This window comes from Priestia koreensis (genome assembly GCF_001274935.1).
GTDB classification, from domain to species: domain Bacteria; phylum Bacillota; class Bacilli; order Bacillales; family Bacillaceae_H; genus Bacillus_AG; species Bacillus_AG koreensis.
This window is the reverse complement of the sequence record NZ_LILC01000002.1, coordinates 674,480-696,374: the sequence shown is the minus strand read 5'-3', so window position 1 is coordinate 696,374 and position 21,895 is coordinate 674,480. Positions and strand designations below refer to the sequence as shown.

Below are 21,895 nucleotides of genomic sequence, written 5' to 3'. Positions count from 1 at the left end.
TTTTCCTCTATTCCTATGCTATTTTTAATCGAGCTTTTTATTCACCTATTGTAACACTAAACGCTTTGTAGAACGAGCCGTTCACTTGTCATAAAAAAAGACGTTTCATAACATCCAAAAAAAGGAATTGTCTTTTTAGACTAAATACCTTTATACATTTTTAGGAGGAATGCACATGCACCGTCAGCTTGTTCATGATAAGGAAAAAATCTACTTTATTCTATGTTTAATTGTAAGTATCATTATCTATTTCTTACTCATCTTTAGCATTGTTGGCATTATCGTTCTAATCTTGGGACTATTTATTTCGTGGTGGACACATGGACTAATTATGGGGTCAATCCGACGAAACGGCGTTCGACTTACCGAAAAACAGTATCCTGACATTCATAAAAAAGCCGCTAAGATGATTGAAGAAATGGACTTAATCCGTCTTCCTCATATATTCATCGTTCAGTCTGAGGGCGCGCTTAATGCGTTTGCAACCCGTTTTTTCGGACGAAACTTTGTTGTTCTCTACTCAAATATTGTGGAAATAGCCGCTGAAGGCCACGATGAGGAGCTACAGTTTGTCATCGCCCACGAGCTTGCTCATATTAAACAAAATCACATTGTAAAAAATATCCTTATTTTACCTGCGATGTGGGTTCCTTATTTAGGAAGCGCTTATTCGAGAGCTTGTGAGTATACGTGTGACCGCATGGCTAGTGCTTATATTAAAAATGAGCAGGCAGCCGTTCATGCACTAGGAGTGTTAGCTGTAGGTACCCCGCTATCTATAAACTTAAATGTGAAAGAATACATTGCAACTAGTATGAGAGAAACGGGCCTTTTCGTATGGATGAGTGAAAAGCTATCTACCCATCCTCCTCTTCCGAAACGAATTAAGGCTGTGCAAAACTTCTATACGTATCCAGAATCGTATGGAGTTCCTGCTTCCTTTCTTCACTCAACTCAGCAAACCATCTCCTTTGATAAATAACGAAGGAAAACGCCCTTCCCCAGCGGATAAGACGATGAGTAAGGGCGTTTCTTATGATAAAATTGCTTTGTTAATAATAGAAGGAACATCCAATAAAATAATCATTCGCTCGCCAAGCTTAACGGTTTCCATCTCTTGAATTTTCTGTACGTTCGTTGGTTCAATGGTTACCACATCTGTTGCCTCATCGACGATTACGCCAATGACCTTATGATGATATTCAATTACCACAATACGCTGCTCCTGCTCTTCCTTATCATGACGCTCTCCGAAATAGTTTGCTAGAGACATAATGGGAATGACTTCTCCACGCACTTGCATCATCCCTTTTAAAAGTCCTTCAGGTCCTGGGAATCTTCGATAGGGCTGCATCCGTTCAATTGAAATGACGTAGTCAACCTGAATGGCAAACTCTTCTTCTCCAACCTTTACGATAACAGATTTATTTACCAACACGTTTGATCCTCCTCACACCGTAAATTTTCCAACAAGCGTTTGCAAATCTTCTGCCATTCTCGATAAATGCGCTGACGCAGAAGCAAGCTCTTCAATTGCGACAAGCTGTTGCTGAGTAGAAGCCGCGACGCTTTCTGAATTTCTAGCTGTTTGATTAGCAATGGCGCTAATTTCTCCTACAGCTGCATTTAGTTCTTCACTAACCGCGGAGATTTCCTCTGACGTAGCAGACACATCTTGAACTTGATGTGCGACACTTTCCGACTGCTCAAGAATATGACCAAACACACTGCCCACTTGTCCAATGATTTCCGTTCCAGATTTTGATTCTTCTTTTACTTTTCTCATTGATTCCACGGATTTTACAGAATCTTTCTGAATGCCCTTGATTAAATCCGTAATTTCTCTCGAGGAGCTTGCTGACTGCTCCGCTAATTTCCGGACTTCATCTGCTACGACCGCAAACCCTTTTCCTTGTTCGCCGGCTCTTGCGGCTTCAATAGCAGCGTTTAGTGCTAAAAGATTCGTTTGCGACGCAATATCGGTAATGACACTCACGATCCGCTCGATGTTTTTGGCTCGTTCATCTAGTAGCTGAATAACCTGAGCTGTTTCTTCCACGGAATCTTGAATATTTTCCATTTGTGAAATCGCTTTTTGCACGAACGTATTTCCTTGCTGAGCCCCTTCAGCCGCTTTTAAAGCAAGGTCAGCTACTTCTGTGGAGCTACTCGCAATACGCTGAATGCCAATGCTCACTTCCTCTGTTCCTTTTGCTCCCTCCTCTGCCTGCTTTCCTTGTTCAACTGCTCCTCTTGCCACCTGCTGTACATCGCTTGCTACTTGATCGGCAGACTCTTTCGATTGTTCTCCTATCGCCGTCAGCTCTTCCGAATTCGCAGCCAATGATACTGCATTGCTTTGGATATCTTTCATCGTACTCCGAAGTCCTGTCATCATATTGTTAAACGAAGACGTCAGCTGTCCTAGTTCATCCTTCGACTGGTAATACCCTTGTACCGTTAAATCCCCATCTTCTGCATGCTTCATTAAGTCTTTCATAGACGCTACTGGTCGTGTAATGGTACGTGTCACATACATCGCGAGAAGGAAGAAACTAATAATAGCTCCTGCTGTAATTCCAAGAGTAATCCATATGGCTTTTTGAAAGCTTGTCGTTGACTCGGTATTTAATTCCTTTGCCTTTTGAGCATTTAAATCAACTAATTGGTTTAATAGATTACTTAACTCTTCGAATTTATCACTGGCATTCTCGCTATAATAAGCGTACGCCTCTTTATTTTTTCCAGAGTCAGCCAAATCAATTGCAACCTGTCTTACGGCTCGAAAAGCCGCAAAATCTTTCTTTAATTGATTAAACATTTCACGTTCTTTTGACGTCATGGATGTTGCTTCGTATTTTTTCATCATCTGATCGTTCACTTTTCGATTGTTCGCTAACTGTTGGTTGAATTGTTTAACAATTGTCTTGTCTTCCGTAAGCATATTTTTAAAGACGAGAGACTCACTTGTGCGAATGTTGTAACGAATTTTATTCATGAGATCGACTGACAAAAGTCGATTGGAATACATCATGTTTGAATTATTCGCCATTTGATTCATATAATTATAGGAGATGGTGCTGACCCACAAAATAAATAGGATTGCCACAATCACAAGGCTAAAAATCTTCTTTCCAAATGTTAGATTAACAAACCAGTTCATATTCTCACCCTTTTTTACTAGTTTGTTTTATAGTATGAGGTTTAAGTAGGACTGGCTGTAGGGAATTTCACTATTTATTTGCACCAAAAAACGACTAGGAGAGTGCTCTCCTAGTCGTTTTTTAAAAAGCTTATTTTGTCAGCAATTCTTCAATGTCCTTTTTGATATCTGCTGGAGATGTTTGAGGAGCATAGCGCTTCACAACATCTCCTTCTTTCGTTACAAGGAACTTCGTGAAATTCCATTTAATTGCTTTCGATCCTAACAGACCAGGCGCTTTTTCACTTAAGTATGTAAACAGTGGATGTGCATTGTTTCCTTTTACATCTACTTTCGCAAACATTGGGAAGGTAACACCGTAATTTAGCTCACAAAATTGCTCAATGTCTCCTTCATTTCCTGGCTCTTGGCCACCAAACTGATTACATGGGAAACCAAGAATATCTAATCCCTGTTCTTTGTACTGCTCATAAACAGCCTGTAGCTCTTTATATTGAGGGGTAAATCCACATTTACTTGCCGTGTTGACAATAAGGAGCACCTTTCCTTGATACTTCTCTAATGATACGTCCTCACCTTGAATCGTTTTAGCTGAAAATTCATATACACTCATGCAAACGCCTCCTTTTTCCTCATTGTAAGAGGTTTTCGTTCAAATACCAACTAAAAAAGCTCAGGAAAGACGATTTAAGGATAAATCGCTCCTAGCTTTTCTAGGGTTTTTAACATGTAATCAATCATCTGGATTAAATCATCCACCTGATCTTCATAGATGAAGCGATTAAACGCCACGGTCACTTTATTTTCATAATGATTGCTACCGTATATGTATGAAATCTTTTGTTCAATTGGATAATCTCCACCCCAAAGGTCGACCATTGTGTTCTGAATTTCTTCACACATTTCATCCGAAAACGGCTTGGCATCCTGCAAAGTAAAATGCACTTCCACTCGGCATGCAGGACGTTCCTTACGCTGCTTTCTCGTTGAAAGTTCTGCATAGATGTTATCAAGGTCTGTTGTTAGCTTCATGGTTGCTGTTACCGTTGAACGTCTTTGAAACGAAATACAATACAACCTCGAAAATTGGGCCAGATCTACCAAGTCTTCTCGATTCACCACAGAAATAATGCCCTCTAAGTCTAAGTCGTAGATCTCACCTTCTACCACGACCTTTAAGTTATCAAATACGATGGGATCAAACATACTGGGCCCTCCTTTCTGATCTTCTTTTACTAATAGTTTATCCTATTTTTCATCATGATGTCTCACTTAAACAACGCTCCGATATGCACCATATCTTTTAAGTGTAGACGGTTCAGCCCGTTCTTAATCAGCATATGACAAAAGAAGCGCGAAATCGCGCTTCTTTCTGAGCATTCATTTCAATTCACTTAAAAAATACCTACTGCTTTGCCATCTTCATCAACATCCATTTTTAATGCGGCTGGCTGTTTTGGCAATCCAGGCATTGTCATAATACTGCCCGTAAGCGCCACTAAAAATCCTGCACCAATAGAAGGTCGGAATTCACGAATCGAAATGGTGAATCCTGACGGTCTACCTAGTTTTGTTTGATCATCGCTTAGTGAATATTGTGTTTTAGCCATACAGATCGGTAAGTTATCCCACCCGTTTTGTTCAAACTGCTTCATTTGTTTTTGTGCCTTGGCAGAAAACTCTACTCCGTCTGCTCCGTATACCACTTTCGCAATCGTTTCAGCTTTCGACGCAATTGAATCACTCACATCATACAACGGCGCAAACTGGTTTGTTTCTTTTTCCATGACGTCTAGAACCGTTTTTGCAAGCTCTAATCCGCCTTCGCCACCTTTTTCCCATACTTCCGTCAGCGCGACAGGAATCCCTTGTTCCTTACACCATGATAGCAATGCCTCTCCTTCAGCATCTGTATCCGTAATGAAACGATTGATTGCTACCACGTACGGCACACCGAATGCTTCAATCGTTTCCGTATGCTTTTTCAAGTTTTCGATTCCACCCAAAAGCGCTTGAACGTTTTCTTCTTTTAACTGATCTTTTGCTAATCCCCCGTGCATTTTCAAGGCACGAATTGTTGCTACGACAACGACAGCTTCCGGAGTAAAATCAGCCATTCTTGCTTTAATGTTCAAGAATTTTTCAGCACCTAAATCAGCCCCAAATCCTGCTTCTGTTACAACGTAATCCCCAAGTTTAGCAGCCATTTTTGTCGCAATCACGCTGTTACAACCGTGCGCAATATTCGCGAACGGACCACCATGAATAATAGCTGGCGTATGTTCAAGTGTTTGCACAAGGTTCGGCTTGATCGCATCTTTTAAGAGGAGCGTAAGCGCACCTTCTGCACCTAGATCTTGCACCGTTACAGGCTCATTGTCCATGTTGTAAGCCACAACGATTCGAGCAAGACGGCGCTTTAAATCCTGCGTATCCGTTGCTAAACAGAAAATCGCCATAATTTCGGATGCCACCGTAATGTCAAATCCGTCTTCCCTTGGAACACCTTGTGTCGGCCCACCCAATCCGACCACCACTTGTCGAAGAGCACGATCGTTCATATCTAGCACACGTTTCCACGTAATTTTACGCGTGTCAATGCGAAGTGCATTGCCCTGGTGAATATGATTATCAAGAAGCGCTGCTAGCGCGTTGTTTGCAGTTGTGATTGCGTGAAGATCCCCAGTGAAATGCAAATTGATATCTTCCATTGGAATAACCTGTGAATATCCACCGCCGGCTGCTCCACCTTTAATTCCCATCACAGGACCTAATGATGGTTCACGCATCGCAATAATCGCCTTTTTGTCCAAACGATTCAACGCTTGACCAAGTCCAACCGTTACCGTTGATTTCCCCTCTCCTGCTGCTGTAGGATTAATCGCCGTAACTAAAATTACTTTTCCATCCTTTTTCGTATGTAAACGATTCATGATCTCAAGAGACAGCTTGGCTTTGTAATGTCCATAAGGCTCTAGCTCATGCTCTTGAATATCCAACTGCGTCGCTATGTCCTTAATCGGCTTCATTTTGGCTTCTTGTGCAATCTCTAAATCACTTTTGACTTTTGAAGTTAAATCCATAAAAAAAACCTCACTTCTATCTCATTTATTGTTCACTGTCATTTTAACATCTTTTTTATAAAATACGAATGATTAAAAAAATTTTAGCTGAAATGTTCACATTTATGAAAATCATCCTTTTGAGCTATTTTCCCCGCAACGTGTTCTTCTATCCGACGGTTTTCTCTACTTTGCTGAATGGTTAAAACAAAAAAGGCGTTATCAACATTGGTTGTTTCTTAAAAACTAGCTTGATCATTCATTCGATCCAAGGAAACATGCAGGTTGATAAATTATCTGTATATTCATATAATACAGATACGCGTCATCTCGACGTGTAGAATACTTCTACTAGGAGGTACCGTTCATTGCCTATTAATATTCCGCGCAATCTTCCCGCCAAGGAGATTTTAGAAAGCGAACGTATTTTTATTATGGATGAAACACGGGCGTCATCTCAGGATATCCGTCCATTAAATATTGTGATTTTAAACTTAATGCCAGAAAAGGAAAAATCGGAGGCACAGCTGCTTCGTCTATTAGGAAACTCACCGCTTCAAGTACATATTACGCTACTGTATCCCGTCACACATGAAACAAAAACAACGAGTAAAAACCATCTAGATGAATTTTATAAAACGTTTCGTGAAATCAAACATTTAAAGTTCGACGGTATGATCATTACAGGTGCTCCTGTTGAACTATTGCATTTTGAAGCAGTTGATTACTGGCCTGAATTACAGGAAATCATGGATTGGTCAAAAAGTCACGTCACATCAACGTTGCATATTTGCTGGGGCGCACAAGCAGGACTTTACCATCACTTCGGAATTGACAAGCGGGAGCTTTCGAAAAAATGTTCTGGGGTGTTCACGCACCAAATTATTCAAGAGCCCGTTAAATTGTTAAGAGGGTTTGATGACATTTTTTTCTCTCCTCATTCACGCTATACGGACGTTGACCTGCAAGAAGTTGTTCATCATCCAGAACTTCAGCTTTTATCTTATTCAGATGAAGCAGGCGTCTACCTTGTCATGTCTCGCGATGAACGATTTGTATTTATTACAGGTCATCCTGAATACGATGCCCAAACGCTGCAGGAGGAATATGAACGGGACGTAGCAAAAGGCCTCGATATTTACGTTCCGACTAATTATTTTCCGAACAATGACCCAAGCGGTCAGCCAAGAAAAACGTGGCGTTCGCACGCAAACTTATTGTTTATGAACTGGCTCAACTACTACGTGTATCAAGAAACACCGTTTGAGTGGCAATAACACAAAAAGAAGGTAGCCGACTTACTGGCTACCTTCCTTACATTACGCGTGCTTTTCTAACATAAACACCCATAAGAAAGTAAGCGCCTGCTGTAGCTCTCTTGAAAGAGACTTTTTCATTTCATTTGTGACGCCTCTTTTATATACACCGTAACCACCGATCGTGTGCAGGCCGTTCTCATTTGCTAGCTGCTCGAACTCCCACGGCATCATCGTATTGCATATGACATCTTTTCCGTACAAACGCGCATAGCTATTTGACCTAGGCTGAGCGGTTGGTCCTAAAATACCAATGCATGCCTTTCCTTCTGCCTTTAGCACACGCTTAATTTCCGTCAATGCCTGAAGGGGAGAAGACGTCCATTCAAGTACATTGATGGCCATAACGGCATCCTGTGATTCATCTTTAAAAGGAAGTGCCATAATATCGGCCTCGTAAAACGAAAATTCTTCGCTTTCCCCTAGCTCTCTTGCTTTTTGGACCATTTCACTTGATAAATCTACACCCGTTACTTTGTATCCTGCTCTATGTAAAAGAGATGAACCGTATCCATCACCACAGCCAATATCTAGTAATTGACTACCTTCTTTTATATGCTCTTGGATGAGAGGCACAATATCTTTTCGGCTTCCTTCCGTCCACATGTTTTCACTTTTTTGATTCCAAAACGTTACTCCTTCGTCCCATTTTTTCTTTGCTTCCTCGTGCCAGTTAAACATGTAATCCCCTCCACGAATAAATTGTTTCTTCACTATTATCATAGCGCTTTCATACATAATTTTCATCTAAAAAGCTACGCTATACATATAAGGGAGAAACACAACTCCTTTTATTCTTTGCCGAAAGGAGTGAAGCCTAGTGGCAAAAGAACAATTTGTTGCCGTTCGCAAAAACAGTGATGGTGATCTGGACGAATTTCAAACAGCGTCTGGACAAATACTCTCTTATCAAGATGCTCTCCAACTTGTTCAAGCGGGCAACGTTGAGAATGTGAGTGCATTTAAAGGAAAAGATGGCGGCACCTACATTAGAAGTAATCCTGACGGTGACAAGTCAAACAACTTAGATTCATTACCTACTTTTTAAAGGAGAATAACGATGACTAAAAAACATAATAACGGCAGTGCAAATCAAAGCAATCCGAAAAGACAGCATGAGCTTGTTGAAATGGGACAAGAAATTGCTAGCGGAGATAACAGCAAAGGCAATAAGCGCAACAAAGATCAAAACGATAAAACGGCTCATTAATTCGAGGTCAGCAGCGGTAAGTCGCTGCTGACTTCTTTCATGTATACAAAGGTTAATTAGTAGACAGTTAAATTGTTAGAATATAAACTATTATCTGTAATTTATTTTAAAAAAGGGGGAATTAGTTTGCTTGCCATTCAACATGCGACTATTTTAACGGGATTAGGAGAAACGATACATAACGCAACGATCCTAGTAAAGGAAGGAAAAATTGAGGGCTTTGGACCTGATCTTTCCGTACCAAGCAATTATACTGTGATTGACGGGACAGGAACCTTCGTTACACCAGGGTTAATTGATGTACATACGCACGTAGGAATTTCAGAGCACGGAGTCGGCAGAGAAGGACAGGACGGAAATGAAGTAAGCTCTCCAACAACGCCTTATGTACGTGCTATTGACGGAATTAATCCAAATGATCGTGCCTTTACTTTCGCACGCGAGGCAGGAATTACCACCGTGCAGATCATGCCTGGAAGCGCAAACGTCGTGGGCGGTGAAATGTCTGTGGTAAAAACGCACGGACGCGTCATTGATGAGATGATTCTAAGATCTCCGTCTGGGATGAAATCTGCACTTGGCGAAAATCCAAAGCGTGTATACGGAGGAAAAGGCGTACTTCCTACAACACGAATGGGTGTTGCCTCTCTTTTACGCGAACAGTTTATTAAAGCGCAAAACTATCTTCATCGAATTGATGGTGAATCAGAGGTTGACCGTGATCTAGGTCTTGAACAGTTTGCCAAAGTATTAAAAGGAGAAATTCCACTGCGTGTTCATGCTCATCGTGCAGATGATATTATGACTCTTATTCGTATCGCAAAAGAATTCGACTTTGATTTCACGATCGAGCATTGTACAGACAGCAACGAGATTGCCGATTATATCGCTAAAACGGGAATGCGCGTTTCAGTTGGTCCAACAATGTCGAGCGGGACAAAAGTTGAAACATCCAACCGTAGCTGGTCCACTCTTCTTGCATTAAAGAAAGCAGGCGTTCCGTTCTCTATTACGACGGACCATCCAGTTGTCGGCATTCAATACTTAATGACGAGCGTGATTTTAGCTGTCAAAAACGGTCTAGACGAAGAAACGGCTCTCCAAGCCGTGACGAGTAACGCCGCTAAACATTTAGGCGTAGAAGATCGCGTCGGATCGATTGAGATAGACAAGGATGCGGATCTCGTTATTTGGTCAGGTGATCCATTTGATCTTCGTGAGAACGTCCTGACAACCATTATTGGTGGAAACGTCGTCTATCAGCGTTCGTAAAAAAATAAAAAAGGCTCCAAATGAGCCTTTTTATTTTCCACCTACGTATGGCAGTACACGAAGAACATACGCCTAAACAGGTTGTAAGGTATCTACCTTTAAGCCGTCAACATCAGACGGTTTTTGACTGTGTTAAATCGCATAGTAGAATGCTTTTTCCATCTCCATCTCCATCTCCATTAGTGATGTCCTGGCATATGCTGTGATTTCTCTTTATCCATGTCTTTTGTCAGTTTCTCTACTTCTGCTTTTGGTACATCTCCCGCCACGACATATGTCTTCGGCATATTGTGCATATCATGAGCCGTCACGTGTGTTTGGACAAAATACACGCCTGCTTCCGAAAAACGATGTTGAATCGCATACATCCCTTTTTTTGCAGCAGTCGCCTTAATCAGTTCGCTTTTTTCATCTGCTCCTGCTTTCCAAATTTCAAACTTTACTTCGTCTGCATCATTCACATTTTTGGTTCCTTGCGTGACGTGAATCATCAACTGTTCCTCTTTATTTGTATCGACTTCTTTTGGAATCTCAAACTTAACCTCAATTGGCTTTGGCACGGTTGCTTCTGTTGCCGTATCGTTTGAACAGCCCGACGCCAATAAAATCCCGACACTTACAAGTACACTTACCCCTATTCGTTTCATTCTCCCAGCCCCTCACTAGTCAATCGTCTGTTTTCTGTCTATTCGTTTGATGAACAACAGCCGGTTCCATTCATTTTGTCATGGATGATTTTAATTGCTTCATCAAACGAACAAATTTGACCACCAAACCCGGCTTGAAACCTTTTTGCATCATTGGCTGATGCAAATACCAACACTTGAGGATCGCAGCACTGTACAGCTAATTCACTACCAATAAGAAAAGTTGCCATCTTAGCACTTACCGTTGTATCTAACAGAAAATCTCGACCAATTACTTGAGCTACTTGCTCTTTCATCTGCTCGTATCTCATCAGCCCACAGTGAGCACAGCACGTATGCTCGATTTGCTGTTGGTGCGTAATGATTTGAATTGACAGACGACCTGTTCCTTCTTTTGCACAGTATGAGCATCGATTTGCAAAAACAGGCTCTTCTTTCCGTAGAGCGATTCCATTGGAAGTTTTAATCACTTGATTTGAGTCAATTAACGGTTTAAGGTCCCGGTAGACGGTCATCTCCGAAACATCTAAACGGTTGCTAATATCAGAGACACGAAGCGTTTCTTCTTGCTGTAGCCATTCTAGTATTTGATGTTGTCGATCAATGGGTAACACTGTGGTTACATCCTCCTTTTCGCTTATTTTGACGTCCCCTATAAAAGTCTCTTATCTTAAGAATATTTTATCCTCATTCACGAATCAAGCATTTTCCTGGTACTTTCTGTGATTATTTGTGAGAATTCCACATCTGCAGACACAACAAAGAGCCCGTTCATACGAACAGGCTCTTTCGCTTCACTGCTTACTTCACAGGAGGTGTTGGTGTTGGCGTCGCATAGCCCTTTTCATATTTTTTATCAATCATCGCTCGAATCTCTTTAATAGAAGCACCGCTATCATATTGCTGAATCGCTTCATCGGCAATTTTCAAGCATACCCCACAGCGCGTAGCATGATCATCCCAAACGACAGCTCCGTCGTCCTTATTTTCATAGATAAAGCAATCATAGTTGTTTTTATGACCAGCCGTTGTTCCGCATCCGCAAAAGCACGGAATGTTCTCGAGAAGTGCTCGATGTTTCGCTACTTCACTGTATAATCGCTTCATGTCGTCTGGTTGCTTATTTAAAAAGCTTGGCAAGTCATTTGAATTCTGCGTCTGCTCACGAATATCAGCCACGGTGTGTTCTGCATGATGTTTATGTTCCGCAGCATGACTTTCCATTTTGTCATTTGAAAGAATAGTATGCGGCTGCTGTTGTGCACAGCCTGTCGTCATCGTTCCGAGACCGATGAGAAGAGTCAATACGGATTTTTTCATGTTTCATCATCCCTTTTTATAATATAACGTACTTGAACAACGCGTATGTTTTACTATTTACCAAATTCATGCATTCTATAACTTTCGTAAGATCCTTATGGATGTACAATGAAATGTATCTCGGCAGGTTCTTCGCTGTGAAGAGAGCGTTCGAGGCGGATAAAGCGCATGTTAAGAACGGGAAGCAAAAAAGATCACATCCAAATAGACGCAACCTTTTTCATCATTAAGCTCGTAGTACAGGCAATTCTTTCAAACCACGCAATAAAAATACAGACCGCCATTCCAAGTCTGATAGTGATCCCGCAGGCGTAATATGAGGAAAAGCACGAAGTAATTTCCGAAACGCAATACTTCCCTCCAGCCTCGCTAAAGGTGCACCTAAACAAAAGTGAATGCCATATCCAAACGCCATGTGTGGATTTGGCTTCCGGGTAATGTCAAGCAGGTGTGGATTTTTAAATTTCCGCTCATCTCGGTTTGCAGAAGAGATAGATGCGATGACCATATCTCCTTTTTGAATCGTTTTACCGTGAAGAACAATATTTTCATCTGCCCAGCGAGCTGTTGATGAATCGACTGGACTATGAAAGCGTAACATCTCTTCAATGGCTGTTTCGGTTAAATTAGGATCACTTTTCAAAAGCTCTAGTTGTTTCGGATGTTCAAATAACGCATACATACCGTTCCCAATCAAATTCACCGTTGTCTCATGGCCCGCAATAATTAAAAGAAAAATCATCGAGTAAAGCTCATTCCCTTGGAGCTTGTCTCCTTCTTCTTCGGCATGAATAAGCCCTGTAATTAGGTCATTTTGTGGATTCTCTCGTCTCTCTTTAATTAAGTAATCTAAGTACTCTACAAAAGCTTTCACATCTTCTGCAAATTTGCTATGTTCATTTTCTGACGCTGAAACAATCGTATTGGACCACTTTCGGAATTTATGGCGATCTTCAACAGGAACGCCTAGTAATTCACTGATGACGATAATAGGAAGCGGAAAGGCAAACTCATCAATTAAATCAAAAGAACCTTCCATATGTTCCATATCTTTAAGAAGACTATCGGCAATTTGCTCGATACGAGGTGCTAGTTTCAACATTTCTTTTGGATTAAAGCTAGGCTGCATGAGGCGTCGAAGTCTTGTATGATCAGGAGGGTCTACGTTCAACATCATGTTATGAAAAAGCTTAGCTTCGTTGGAGTGTGCATCTGCAGAAGAAATTGCACCAAAAACCTTTGACTGATCTTTGATGAAGCTACTCGATTTTAAGAGTTCTACCACATCGTCATAGCGACTAATTAACCATCCCGTTCTCCCTCCTTGAAGTGAAAAGGAATGAGCCGGTTCGTCCGCACGTAGACGTTTATAAAATTCATAGTCATTTTTTCGAAAATCAGGCGAAAATATGTTTGTCTCTGTTTCCATCGTCTTCCTCCTCTGAACTTATCAAATATATCAGTATATTCAGTATAATTAAGAGAGATTATTTTTACAAATGTTCTGAAACTCTTTACGGGCTTGTGTGATAGCGTTTTCCACAAACGAAAAATTTTCTACAAGAAGGAATTCCCTTTTAAAATTTGTTACATTTGGAATTTACATCATGATGTTCCTAGTATATAATCAATTTTTAATGTCATGTTTTCTAACATAAGTATTTTTTTGGAGAAAGATTCTTTCTCGTAGCAATGGGTAAACATACATATGTATACACCTGGTTACTTAAATTCCATTTTTATGAGGTGATGAAATGAACAATACTCCAAGCCCTTTTGAGCTATGGGTGCTGGACGTGAACGACTTTTTTTGGTCCAAGCTATTAATTGTCTTACTAATCGGAGTTGGATTGTATTTTACGTTCCGCTCAAAATTCCTTCAAGTTCGATTAATTCCTGAAATGCTGCGCGTGTTGATGGAAGGAAGATCATCCAAAAAAGGAATTACTCCCTTCCAAGCATTTTGTATTAGTATGGCGGCACGTGTTGGAACAGGAAATATTACAGGGATCGCCATCGCTATTCACTTAGGTGGACCTGGTTCTATTTTCTGGATGTGGATTCTCGCAATCATTAGCTCCGTGTCTGCATTTATTGAGAGCACGCTCGCACAAATTTATAAAATTAAAGACGGTGACGGTTTCCGCGGTGGCCCTGCGTACTACATGGAAAAAGGGTTAAAGAAACGCTGGCTCGGAATTCTGTTCGCTATCCTCATTACTTTATCATTCGCGCTTATCTTTAATGCCGTGCAATCCAATACCATCACGCTCGCATTCGAACAAGCATTTGATACAAACCGCTTTGTTGTAGGTATCATTATGGTAGTTTGTTTTGCCTTTATCATTTTCGGTGGGATTAAACGGATTGCCAAAATGTCCGAATATATTGTCGTAATCTTAGCTGTTCTTTATATTGCTATCGCTGTTCTTGTTGTCGTAATGAACATCACACAGCTACCGGGCGTTATTTCTCTCATCGTGAAAAATGCCTTTGGATTTGAACAAGTAGCAGGAGGAACGTTAGGTGCCATCGTAATGAACGGAATCAAACGTGGTCTCTTCTCAAATGAAGCTGGTATGGGTAGTGCACCAAATGCTGCCGCTACTGCTGTTACTAGTCACCCTGCAAAACAAGGTCTTATTCAAGCTTTCGGTGTATTAACAGATACGCTGATCATTTGTTCAAGTACGGCGTTTATCGTTTTATTCTCGAACGTGTACAAAACGACGAATCTAAGCGGGATTGAGTTAACACAAGCTTCTCTTAATACGCACATTGGCTCTTGGGCAAGTGCACTGCTAGCCATTATGATTTTCTTGTTTGCCTTTAGTACGCTTATCGGGAACTACTACTACGGCGAAACAAATATTGAATTTTTAAATGGTGGAAAAGTTTGGTTAAGTGTCTACCGAGTAGCCGTTCTAATCATGATTTTATTCGGCTCCGTAGCAAAAATTAGTCTAGTGTGGAACTTAGCGGACTTGTTTATGGGTCTAATGGTTGTGGTTAACCTTCTATCGATCTTGTTCTTATCAAAAATTGCCTTTGCGGCACTGAAAGATTATATGCGTCAGCGTAAACAAGGAAAAGATCCTGTGTTTTATCGTGATAGCATTCCAGGACTTGATGGCATTGAAGGATGGGAAGACTCACCATCAAAAAGAAATTTAGAAAAACATAATGCTTAAATAACAAAAGGAGAAATGCACCGTGCATTTCTCCTTTTGTTATTTATCAAACTCCATCTTCCAACTGAAATAGTCATTATCAGGATTTTTTTCGTAGCGCATTTTCGCATCGAATTTGTTTCCTTTTTTACTCGTTAGCCCCTTTACAGTCGTAACTCCGTTTTTTAACAGGGCTTTGACCATCGTTTTTGTTGGCTTCTTTTTCATCGTTGCTAAAAACTTATCGTTTTTCCAAATCACAAATTTACAGCCATTTTTCCAATTGCTGCAGCCAAATCCTTTTTGCCCCTCAATGACGGCATGGCCACAAAGCGGACATTTGCCCATGACCTCATTCGTACGACGCTGTGACGTTACCTCATTGATCGTCACGTCTTTTTCTCCTTTAATCGTTTCAACCGAATGTGAGGTAAAGTCAAAAATAAGCTGTAAAAACTCCTGTTTTGTAACGGTGCGTTTTTCGATATCGTGAAGTGATTTTTCCAATCGACCGGTAAACTCGAGATTAAACAGGTCTTTAATCGGGAATGTGTCAACCAAATCGCGACCAAGCTTTGTACAGAACAGGTTTTTGTTTTCTGATTCGATATATCCAACATCCTTTAGCTTTTTGATCGTTTCTGCTCTCGTTGCCGGTGTTCCGATGCTAAAACCACTTAAAATGGCATGAACGCTCTCTTCATCGTCTCCGTCTCCTTCGAAGTTTTTCCCGCACGTTTCCATGACGCGAAGAAGCGTTTTTTCTGTATGCTGCTTTGGCGGCTTTGTTGTGTGAGTTGTTACCTCACTTTTCACTAAGTCCACGGGATCATTCGCTTGAACGAGCGGTAAGATCGTATCTTTTGACTGCACCTTCTCAACCTTTTTCCATCCCTCTACTAGCTGCACTTTCCCTTTTGAGATGAACAGACCTTTTAACGCAACATCTTTAATTTTCGTTTCAATCCGCGTTTCTTCATACTCTGCAACCGGCATAAACTGCATGATAAAGCGATTCTTAATCGCATCATACACATGTTGCTCATCTGGTGACAGCTTTTTCGGCTTCACATAAGTTGGAATAATAGCGCTATGGCTATCTACCTTGGCATTATCAAACACGCGCTTTGATTTTACAAACTTAATTTCGTCCTTATAAGGCAGCCCCTCTGACAGCGTTTCAAGTACTTTTGCGGTTTTCCCAACTAGACTCTCCTCAAGTGCAATGCTCGCAGTCCTTGGATACGTGATGAACTTTTTCTCGTAGAGGGACTGTGCTACTTTTAACACTTTATCTGACGTCCATCCTTTGTATTTACTTGTAATATGACCTTGTAGATTCGACAAGTTAAATAAAAACGGCGGGTATTCCTTTTTCTTTTGAACCTGCTTATCATGAATTACGCCCGACTTATCTTCAAGCATCGCCTTTATTTCATCAAGCGTTTCTTTTGCTTTAAATTTGTCGTCCTTACCTTCTGTGTACGTGCCGTCGTATTCGTCTCCTTGCTGCGTTTTAAACGTCCCTTGAAGCTTGTAGTAATTCTCGGGTACAAACGTCTCAATCTCTCGGTCGCGATCGTAAATAATTTTTAGCGTCGGTAGTAAGACACGCCCAATATTCAGCGCTTTTCCTTTTCCCTTTTGATACTTCAGCGTCGCAACAGACGTTAAATTAATGCCAATGACCCAGTCAGCCCACTGTCTGCTTACCCCCGCATCCTGCAGAGGACGAAGCTCTGTATTGGGCTTCACATTTTGCAGACCGTTCATCACTTCAGCGGGCGTCCATTCGTTTAAAAGTAAACGATAGACTTGTTTATCCGTTCGCAGATTATAAATAATGCTATCGCCAATAACCTGTCCTTCGCGGTCATAGTCACAGGCTGAAATAATTCCGTCTACGTCAGGTCTTTTCATTAATCCGTGGATGATCTTCAGCTGCTTTTGTGCTCCTCTATCCGGTTTTTCGCGGTTTTTCGGATCGCTTTTTACTTTGTATTTGAAGGCTTGCGGAATAAACGGAAAGTTTTCCATCTTCCACGTTGACATTTTTTCATCGTAATCTTTTGCATCATATAATTGAAGAAGATGACCAAACGCCCACGTCACGATATAGCCGTTTCCTTCAAAGTAACCGTCCTGCTTTCCTTTTATCTTAAGCGCATCTGCAATATTGCGTGAGACAGACGGCTTTTCTGCAATAATTAATTTCATCTTTTAATCACCTTGTATTCGTTCGAATTTCTAGCTCTGATTGATTTATTTTACCATAGAAATACCCGTTACCCTACTTAAAACCAAAACGAGCGTTCGCTAAAAATAAAAACCCTCTCAGTGGAATAGCCGCTTGAAGAGGGTTCAAAAGATTTATGCTTCTGCTTTTAATACAAGCATCACACTCGCTAAAATAAGACTTGCACCGAAAATAAAGCCGATTCCAAGCTGTTCATGTAGCAAAAGCCAGCCAAGAATAGCGCCAACGAGCGGCTGAAAGAAGAAAAAGACGCCTGTAACAACTGCAAACCCTTATTTCCTAGCAAGGTGAAGGTTAGTATATTCACACACATAAAAAAAGAACAGATCAAATCGATCTGTTCTTTACGGCTTTGAAAGCTCGCTTTCCGTTACCCATTTATGATTGCGAACTTTTTTACCACCCGTTGTTGGATTGTAGTCCACCATGTACACCGTCGTTTTTTCAGCTGAATCAACGGTTGCCTCAGCACCCTTCATCCCTTTCATATGATCGGCTTCAAGAGTTACTTCCTTTCCAGGTTTTAACTCCTTTTTCCCAGCTCCTTTTACCTCTTCTTGAATGACCCATTTATGATTTTCTACTTTCTCTCCACCGGTTGTTGGTGTATACGAAACGGTATACGCAGTTGTGTCGTAGGCGCCAACAATCGTCGCTTTTGCTCCGTCCATTCCCTTCATATGATCAGCCTTCATGATTGCCTCACTTCCAATTTTAAACGTTGGGTTTTGAGACGCTTGAAGATTTTTTGGAACCTCTCCACTACTCGAATGATTCATTCCCTCATGGTTCATCTCATGAGATTGACCATCTGACTTCTCATCGTGTCCAGAACTACTGCAACCACTTAACGCAATTATTGCAGCAGCCCCTATCGCTAGCCATGTTTTCTTCATCTTTATTCCTCACCTTCTCACAATGTAGTTGTTTGGTTCTATTGTAACCAGCGCTTGTGTAGATATTGTGAAGATAAGGAATTTTATTCTTTTGAAAGGTCTTGTAAAATAGGTCGCTTGCGCAGCGATAACGCAGGGGAAAGGGTTGCCAAAAAACCAATTACGGGTGATACGAGTAACGCTAGTGAAACGAATGGCCATGAGATAGTTAGTTTGTGATAATCAAGTGCTAGTAAGAGCTGATTAAGAATAATCGTACCGAAGACCGCTCCTAAAAGCCCACCTGTGAACGTAAGCACCATTCCCTCTGCAACGGTTATTTGTACAATTCGTCTCGCATTTGTCCCAAGCGCTCGAAGCGTTGCAAATTCGCTCACTCGTTCTCGTAAGCTGCTAGCCATACTATTCATTAACCCAATAAAAGATAAGAAGCATATTAGTGAAACGGTGACAATCAAAATTGAAAAGCGCTGATTAAATTGCCTAGATAACTGATTCAGTTCCTCCTGCAGATTAAAAAGAATGATTTTAGAAGATGGCTCGTTTGTCGTAACATCTTGTACCGTTTTTTCGACTTGGTCCTCAAACGCCTTTGATGTTACCTTATAATGAACTTCATCTAACGTATCAACACTAAACCGCTTTTTCATAAAGGAAGGTGACACATACACTCCCATGTCTTCTGGATCACTTAATGGCAATGTTTTAATAATGCCGACTACTTTAAAACGTGCAGATTTCTTCATTTTCTGCTTCTCGTTTACAGTCAGTTCATTTTTCGTAAACGAAACAGCTGTATCCTCAATAACATTTATCATAGAACCTATTTTGTAGCCTAAAAGCTTTGCTGTGTACTGTGTGATAACCACATGATTATCGTTAAGATCCGTCGTGCCTTCTACTACGTGTAATGGTAATGACTGACTCATTCTCTGAAAATCTACCCCCTCTACTCCTATCATCACTTCTTGACGTCCGTTGATTGTATAGGTCATGAGCTTGTCATCTTTTTTTACTCTATTCATATCTAATCCTTGTGTATAAGCCGCGATACTTTTAAAAACAGGAACAGCCTCTACATGAGGAATAGAGTCAATGCGGTCGTAGAATTCGGGTGAAAGACCTCGTTCATCATACGCTGAATTTGAACTAATGACATGACTTAGAGGATACTGATCTTGAATGGATTTCTCCGTTCCATTCTTTACGACAGTTAGAATTCCTGTACCTACTATGCAAACCATAATTCCTAGTAACACGATGCCTACGATTTGCGTACTTCTCCTTAATTGCCGAACAGCGTTTCTTCCTATCAATTTTCCGTATGAAGAAAACAATGCAGAAAAAACGTTCATCAAGACGAGAATCGTATTTTTTATAAATAAGGATAAACCTAGTAACACAGAAAGAATGAGTAACCCTACCGCTAATAGGTATAGCTTTGGACTATGAATATACACATAGTTGCAAAAGGTTATACTCATCGATAGTGCGAGAGCAACACCGCTTGTGATCACGGATAATAACCGTTGTTTTCTAATATCATAAGACGCCCGGTAGGCTTGAAGCGGAGATTGGTTTCCTGCCCCAACTGCTGGTAGTACACTCACCATAATCGTCAAGGCAATAGCTAGTAGCGTGTTTCCAAAAACAGCTCCCCAGTGTATAGCTAGCTTCTGAATCATTATTCCACTTATTTGCGCGACCGTACTTTTTAAGACAATGGATAAAACCATTCCCCCTAGCAATCCAATCATTCCTGATATCACATTCATGATGACAGATTGATATAAAATGATCCATATGAGCTGTTTTTTCTGTGCGCCTATTAATCGAAGTACTGAAAACTCTCGTTTACGTTCTTGAATGGACATTTGCAGCGTGCTGAGAAATAACAGCATACTTCCAAACACAATAACGACTCCGAGTCCTGACACGACAGGCTTTAAACCACCCATTTGATCTTGTTCTTTATCCTTCATTGACTGTGGATCGATGTAAAAGTCCGAATCGATCTCTTTTAATTGTTTAATAATGTGCTGCTTCTGTTTAGCATCTGTTAATTTAATGAGTAGCGTCGTTGTATGATTGATTTGCCCCGTCGCATCACCTAACCATCTAAAATCAAAAAGCACGATGGATTGTAGTGCTTGATCTTTCTTCAAAATCCCTGAAACGCGTACCTCCTGTGGACGCTGAGGCGGAAAGGGGAACTGAAGCTTTGAGCCAATATGTAGATTTTCAGCTTTAGAAAGGCTGTATGGAATCACGACCTCACCACGTTTTGGCAACCTTCCGGATGATAGTTTCGTCAGCTGATGTTCTCTTGCTAGCTGCTCATCTTTTACGCCAATATACATCGGCTGAAGCGCCATTTCATCTTGAAACGAATGTTCTTTTCCGATATACGGATATAAAAAGGGCGTTGTTTTCTCCACGTCATCTAAATGCTGAATTTTATGTACAATATGCGGCGTGATGAAAGACTCTGCACTTTGGTACCCTACTACTAAATCATAATCACCATACTTCTCCTTAACAATTGATGTATTGGCATGTTCTAATGTTGCTATCAAAACGGTTGCTGCAATTAAAAGAGAAAAACCAATGGAAACGCCGGCAATAGATAAAATCGTCCGGCTTTTTCTAGCGGTCATTAAGCGAACGGCTAACTTGAGGATCGTCTTCATACCATCATTCCTTCTACTCGTTCAGTGATTTGAGCAATGTACTCTTTTCTACTGTATCCCTCATTTAGTAAGGTTAGTTCATCCTTCACCCTGCCATCTTGCAAAAACAACACACGATGCGCGTAGGACGCAACGGTTGCATCATGAGTCACCATGACGAGAGAATGACCAAGGTGATCACAAAACTCCCGCAAAATAGCGAGTGTTTCTTTTCCAGTCTTAGAATCTAGACTTCCTGTTGGTTCATCAGCGAGGATAATACTTGGCTTGGTAATTAAAGATCTTGCGATAGCAACACGCTGCTGCTGACCACCTGATAATTGCGAAGGATATTGATCCTTTAAATGATCGATTCCTAACCGTTTTAAAAGCTCCTCTCCCGATTTTCGAGTACGCTTTTGACCTGCTAATTCTAATGGTAATACGACGTTTTCAAACACGGTTAAGACCGGGAGAAGATTAAAAAATTGAAAGATAAACCCCACCTCTCGACGCCGAATGTTAGTTAACTGTTTATCCCCTAGCGAGTAGAGTGAACGACCATTTAAAAAGACGCTACCTTTTGATGGTTGATCTAATCCAGAGAGCATATTTAACAAGGTTGATTTTCCCGAGCCGCTTCTTCCCATAATTGCGAGGAACTCACCTTTTTTCACTTCCATGCTTACACCCTTTAATGCATAAAACGATCGGTTTCCCTCTTCATAAACTTTGCTTACGTTTTCTACTTTTACTATTTGGTTCATTATGTAAAACCTCCTTGTACATGTAACTTTAGAAGAAAAGTCTCAACATACTGTTCATGAAATATCAAAAAAGTATCAATTTTCGGGAGTAAAACAATGCAAAAAGGATTTATTTGGTATAATGAGGTCGAATAAGACAACTGTGA

At 40.8% G+C, this 21,895-nt stretch carries 20 protein-coding genes; 6 read left to right on the top strand and 14 right to left on the bottom strand.

Going from position 1 to position 21,895, the window contains the following annotated elements:
- Nucleotides 1–175: 175 nt before the first annotated feature.
- Complete coding sequence (locus AMD01_RS03320) at nt 176–982, top strand: M48 family metallopeptidase (RefSeq protein ID WP_053399954.1); 807 nt, start codon at nt 176–178, stop codon at nt 980–982.
- A gap of 51 nt (nt 983–1,033) precedes the next feature.
- Here AMD01_RS03320 and AMD01_RS03315 read toward each other — a convergent pair whose 3' ends face one another.
- From AMD01_RS03315 to AMD01_RS03295, 5 genes are all read right to left on the bottom strand, one after another.
- A complete protein-coding gene (locus AMD01_RS03315; protein ID WP_053399953.1) occupies nt 1,034–1,438 on the bottom strand; it encodes a chemotaxis protein CheW in 405 nt (134 codons plus the stop codon).
- Nucleotides 1,439–1,450: 12 nt separating this feature from the next.
- Nucleotides 1,451–3,163, bottom strand: a complete 1,713-nt coding sequence (locus AMD01_RS03310) for a methyl-accepting chemotaxis protein (RefSeq protein WP_053399952.1) — start codon at nt 3,161–3,163, stop codon at nt 1,451–1,453.
- Between the two features lie 130 nt (nt 3,164–3,293).
- Nucleotides 3,294–3,776 (bottom strand): glutathione peroxidase, encoded by a 483-nt coding sequence (locus AMD01_RS03305; protein ID WP_053399951.1) that lies wholly within the window; start codon nt 3,774–3,776, stop codon nt 3,294–3,296.
- 74 nt (nt 3,777–3,850) lie between these two features.
- A complete protein-coding gene (locus tag AMD01_RS03300; protein ID WP_053399950.1) occupies nt 3,851–4,369 on the bottom strand; it encodes a hypothetical protein in 519 nt (172 codons plus the stop codon).
- A 188-nt stretch (nt 4,370–4,557) separates the two neighbouring features.
- Entirely contained in the window at nt 4,558–6,246 is a 1,689-nt protein-coding gene (locus AMD01_RS03295; RefSeq protein ID WP_053399949.1) for a formate--tetrahydrofolate ligase, read from the bottom strand.
- Nucleotides 6,247–6,593: 347 nt separating this feature from the next.
- Here AMD01_RS03295 and metA point away from each other — a divergent pair, with 347 nt between their 5' ends.
- Nucleotides 6,594–7,502, top strand: a complete 909-nt coding sequence (metA, locus tag AMD01_RS03290; RefSeq protein WP_053399948.1) for a homoserine O-acetyltransferase MetA — start codon at nt 6,594–6,596, stop codon at nt 7,500–7,502.
- A 42-nt stretch (nt 7,503–7,544) separates the two neighbouring features.
- Here metA and AMD01_RS03285 read toward each other — a convergent pair whose 3' ends face one another.
- Nucleotides 7,545–8,222, bottom strand: coding sequence for a class I SAM-dependent methyltransferase (locus AMD01_RS03285; RefSeq protein WP_053399947.1), 678 nt, complete (start codon nt 8,220–8,222; stop codon nt 7,545–7,547).
- A gap of 139 nt (nt 8,223–8,361) precedes the next feature.
- Here AMD01_RS03285 and AMD01_RS03280 point away from each other — a divergent pair, with 139 nt between their 5' ends.
- From AMD01_RS03280 to AMD01_RS03275, 3 genes are all read left to right on the top strand, one after another.
- The gene (locus AMD01_RS03280) at nt 8,362–8,589 is read left to right on the top strand and encodes a DUF3892 domain-containing protein (protein ID WP_053399946.1); all 228 of its coding nucleotides are present in this window, start codon (nt 8,362–8,364) and stop codon (nt 8,587–8,589) included.
- Nucleotides 8,590–8,601: 12 nt separating this feature from the next.
- Nucleotides 8,602–8,751 (top strand): hypothetical protein, encoded by a 150-nt coding sequence (locus tag AMD01_RS24410; RefSeq protein ID WP_169775925.1) that lies wholly within the window; start codon nt 8,602–8,604, stop codon nt 8,749–8,751.
- Nucleotides 8,752–8,877: 126 nt separating this feature from the next.
- A complete protein-coding gene (locus AMD01_RS03275) occupies nt 8,878–10,023 on the top strand; it encodes an amidohydrolase (protein ID WP_053399945.1) in 1,146 nt (381 codons plus the stop codon).
- A gap of 179 nt (nt 10,024–10,202) precedes the next feature.
- Here AMD01_RS03275 and AMD01_RS03270 read toward each other — a convergent pair whose 3' ends face one another.
- From AMD01_RS03270 to AMD01_RS03255, 4 genes are all read right to left on the bottom strand, one after another.
- Entirely contained in the window at nt 10,203–10,670 is a 468-nt protein-coding gene (locus AMD01_RS03270) for a FixH family protein (protein ID WP_053399944.1), read from the bottom strand.
- 38 nt (nt 10,671–10,708) lie between these two features.
- Nucleotides 10,709–11,284, bottom strand: coding sequence for a DeoR family transcriptional regulator (locus AMD01_RS03265; protein WP_053399943.1), 576 nt, complete (start codon nt 11,282–11,284; stop codon nt 10,709–10,711).
- Nucleotides 11,285–11,471: 187 nt separating this feature from the next.
- Nucleotides 11,472–11,990 (bottom strand): PCYCGC domain-containing protein, encoded by a 519-nt coding sequence (locus AMD01_RS03260; RefSeq protein WP_245638870.1) that lies wholly within the window; start codon nt 11,988–11,990, stop codon nt 11,472–11,474.
- Nucleotides 11,991–12,216: 226 nt separating this feature from the next.
- Nucleotides 12,217–13,419, bottom strand: a complete 1,203-nt coding sequence (locus tag AMD01_RS03255) for a cytochrome P450 family protein (RefSeq protein WP_053399942.1) — start codon at nt 13,417–13,419, stop codon at nt 12,217–12,219.
- A gap of 325 nt (nt 13,420–13,744) precedes the next feature.
- Here AMD01_RS03255 and AMD01_RS03250 point away from each other — a divergent pair, with 325 nt between their 5' ends.
- Nucleotides 13,745–15,181, top strand: a complete 1,437-nt coding sequence (locus AMD01_RS03250; protein ID WP_053399941.1) for an alanine/glycine:cation symporter family protein — start codon at nt 13,745–13,747, stop codon at nt 15,179–15,181.
- Nucleotides 15,182–15,220: 39 nt separating this feature from the next.
- Here AMD01_RS03250 and AMD01_RS03245 read toward each other — a convergent pair whose 3' ends face one another.
- From AMD01_RS03245 to AMD01_RS03230, 4 genes are all read right to left on the bottom strand, one after another.
- Entirely contained in the window at nt 15,221–17,377 is a 2,157-nt protein-coding gene (locus AMD01_RS03245; RefSeq protein ID WP_053399940.1) for a type IA DNA topoisomerase, read from the bottom strand.
- Nucleotides 17,378–17,761: 384 nt separating this feature from the next.
- Nucleotides 17,762–18,313, bottom strand: a complete 552-nt coding sequence (locus AMD01_RS03240; RefSeq protein ID WP_053399939.1) for a YdhK family protein — start codon at nt 18,311–18,313, stop codon at nt 17,762–17,764.
- Nucleotides 18,314–18,396: 83 nt separating this feature from the next.
- Entirely contained in the window at nt 18,397–21,003 is a 2,607-nt protein-coding gene (locus tag AMD01_RS03235) for an FtsX-like permease family protein (protein WP_053399938.1), read from the bottom strand.
- Nucleotides 21,000–21,749 carry an ABC transporter ATP-binding protein gene (locus AMD01_RS03230; RefSeq protein WP_053399937.1) on the bottom strand — a complete coding sequence of 250 codons (750 nt, stop codon included), beginning with the start codon at nt 21,747–21,749 and terminating at the stop codon, nt 21,000–21,002. Before AMD01_RS03230 ends, AMD01_RS03235 begins: the two co-directional genes overlap by 4 nt.
- Nucleotides 21,750–21,895 lie beyond the last annotated feature (146 nt).

Coding starts and splice junctions, on each gene's coding strand:
- AMD01_RS03230 (WP_053399937.1), bottom strand. CDS start 21,749: ATGAACCAAATAGTAAAAGTAGAAAACGTAAGCAAAGTTTATGAAGAG.
- AMD01_RS03255 (WP_053399942.1), bottom strand. CDS start 13,419: ATGGAAACAGAGACAAACATATTTTCGCCTGATTTTCGAAAAAATGAC.
- AMD01_RS24410 (WP_169775925.1), top strand. CDS start 8,602: ATGACTAAAAAACATAATAACGGCAGTGCAAATCAAAGCAATCCGAAA.
- AMD01_RS03310 (WP_053399952.1), bottom strand. CDS start 3,163: ATGAACTGGTTTGTTAATCTAACATTTGGAAAGAAGATTTTTAGCCTT.
- AMD01_RS03235 (WP_053399938.1), bottom strand. CDS start 21,003: ATGAAGACGATCCTCAAGTTAGCCGTTCGCTTAATGACCGCTAGAAAA.
- AMD01_RS03240 (WP_053399939.1), bottom strand. CDS start 18,313: ATGAAGAAAACATGGCTAGCGATAGGGGCTGCTGCAATAATTGCGTTA.
- AMD01_RS03260 (WP_245638870.1), bottom strand. CDS start 11,990: ATGAAAAAATCCGTATTGACTCTTCTCATCGGTCTCGGAACGATGACG.
- AMD01_RS03295 (WP_053399949.1), bottom strand. CDS start 6,246: ATGGATTTAACTTCAAAAGTCAAAAGTGATTTAGAGATTGCACAAGAA.
- AMD01_RS03300 (WP_053399950.1), bottom strand. CDS start 4,369: ATGTTTGATCCCATCGTATTTGATAACTTAAAGGTCGTGGTAGAAGGT.
- AMD01_RS03245 (WP_053399940.1), bottom strand. CDS start 17,377: ATGAAATTAATTATTGCAGAAAAGCCGTCTGTCTCACGCAATATTGCA.
- AMD01_RS03285 (WP_053399947.1), bottom strand. CDS start 8,222: ATGTTTAACTGGCACGAGGAAGCAAAGAAAAAATGGGACGAAGGAGTA.
- AMD01_RS03320 (WP_053399954.1), top strand. CDS start 176: ATGCACCGTCAGCTTGTTCATGATAAGGAAAAAATCTACTTTATTCTA.
- AMD01_RS03305 (WP_053399951.1), bottom strand. CDS start 3,776: ATGAGTGTATATGAATTTTCAGCTAAAACGATTCAAGGTGAGGACGTA.
- AMD01_RS03270 (WP_053399944.1), bottom strand. CDS start 10,670: ATGAAACGAATAGGGGTAAGTGTACTTGTAAGTGTCGGGATTTTATTG.
- AMD01_RS03250 (WP_053399941.1), top strand. CDS start 13,745: ATGAACAATACTCCAAGCCCTTTTGAGCTATGGGTGCTGGACGTGAAC.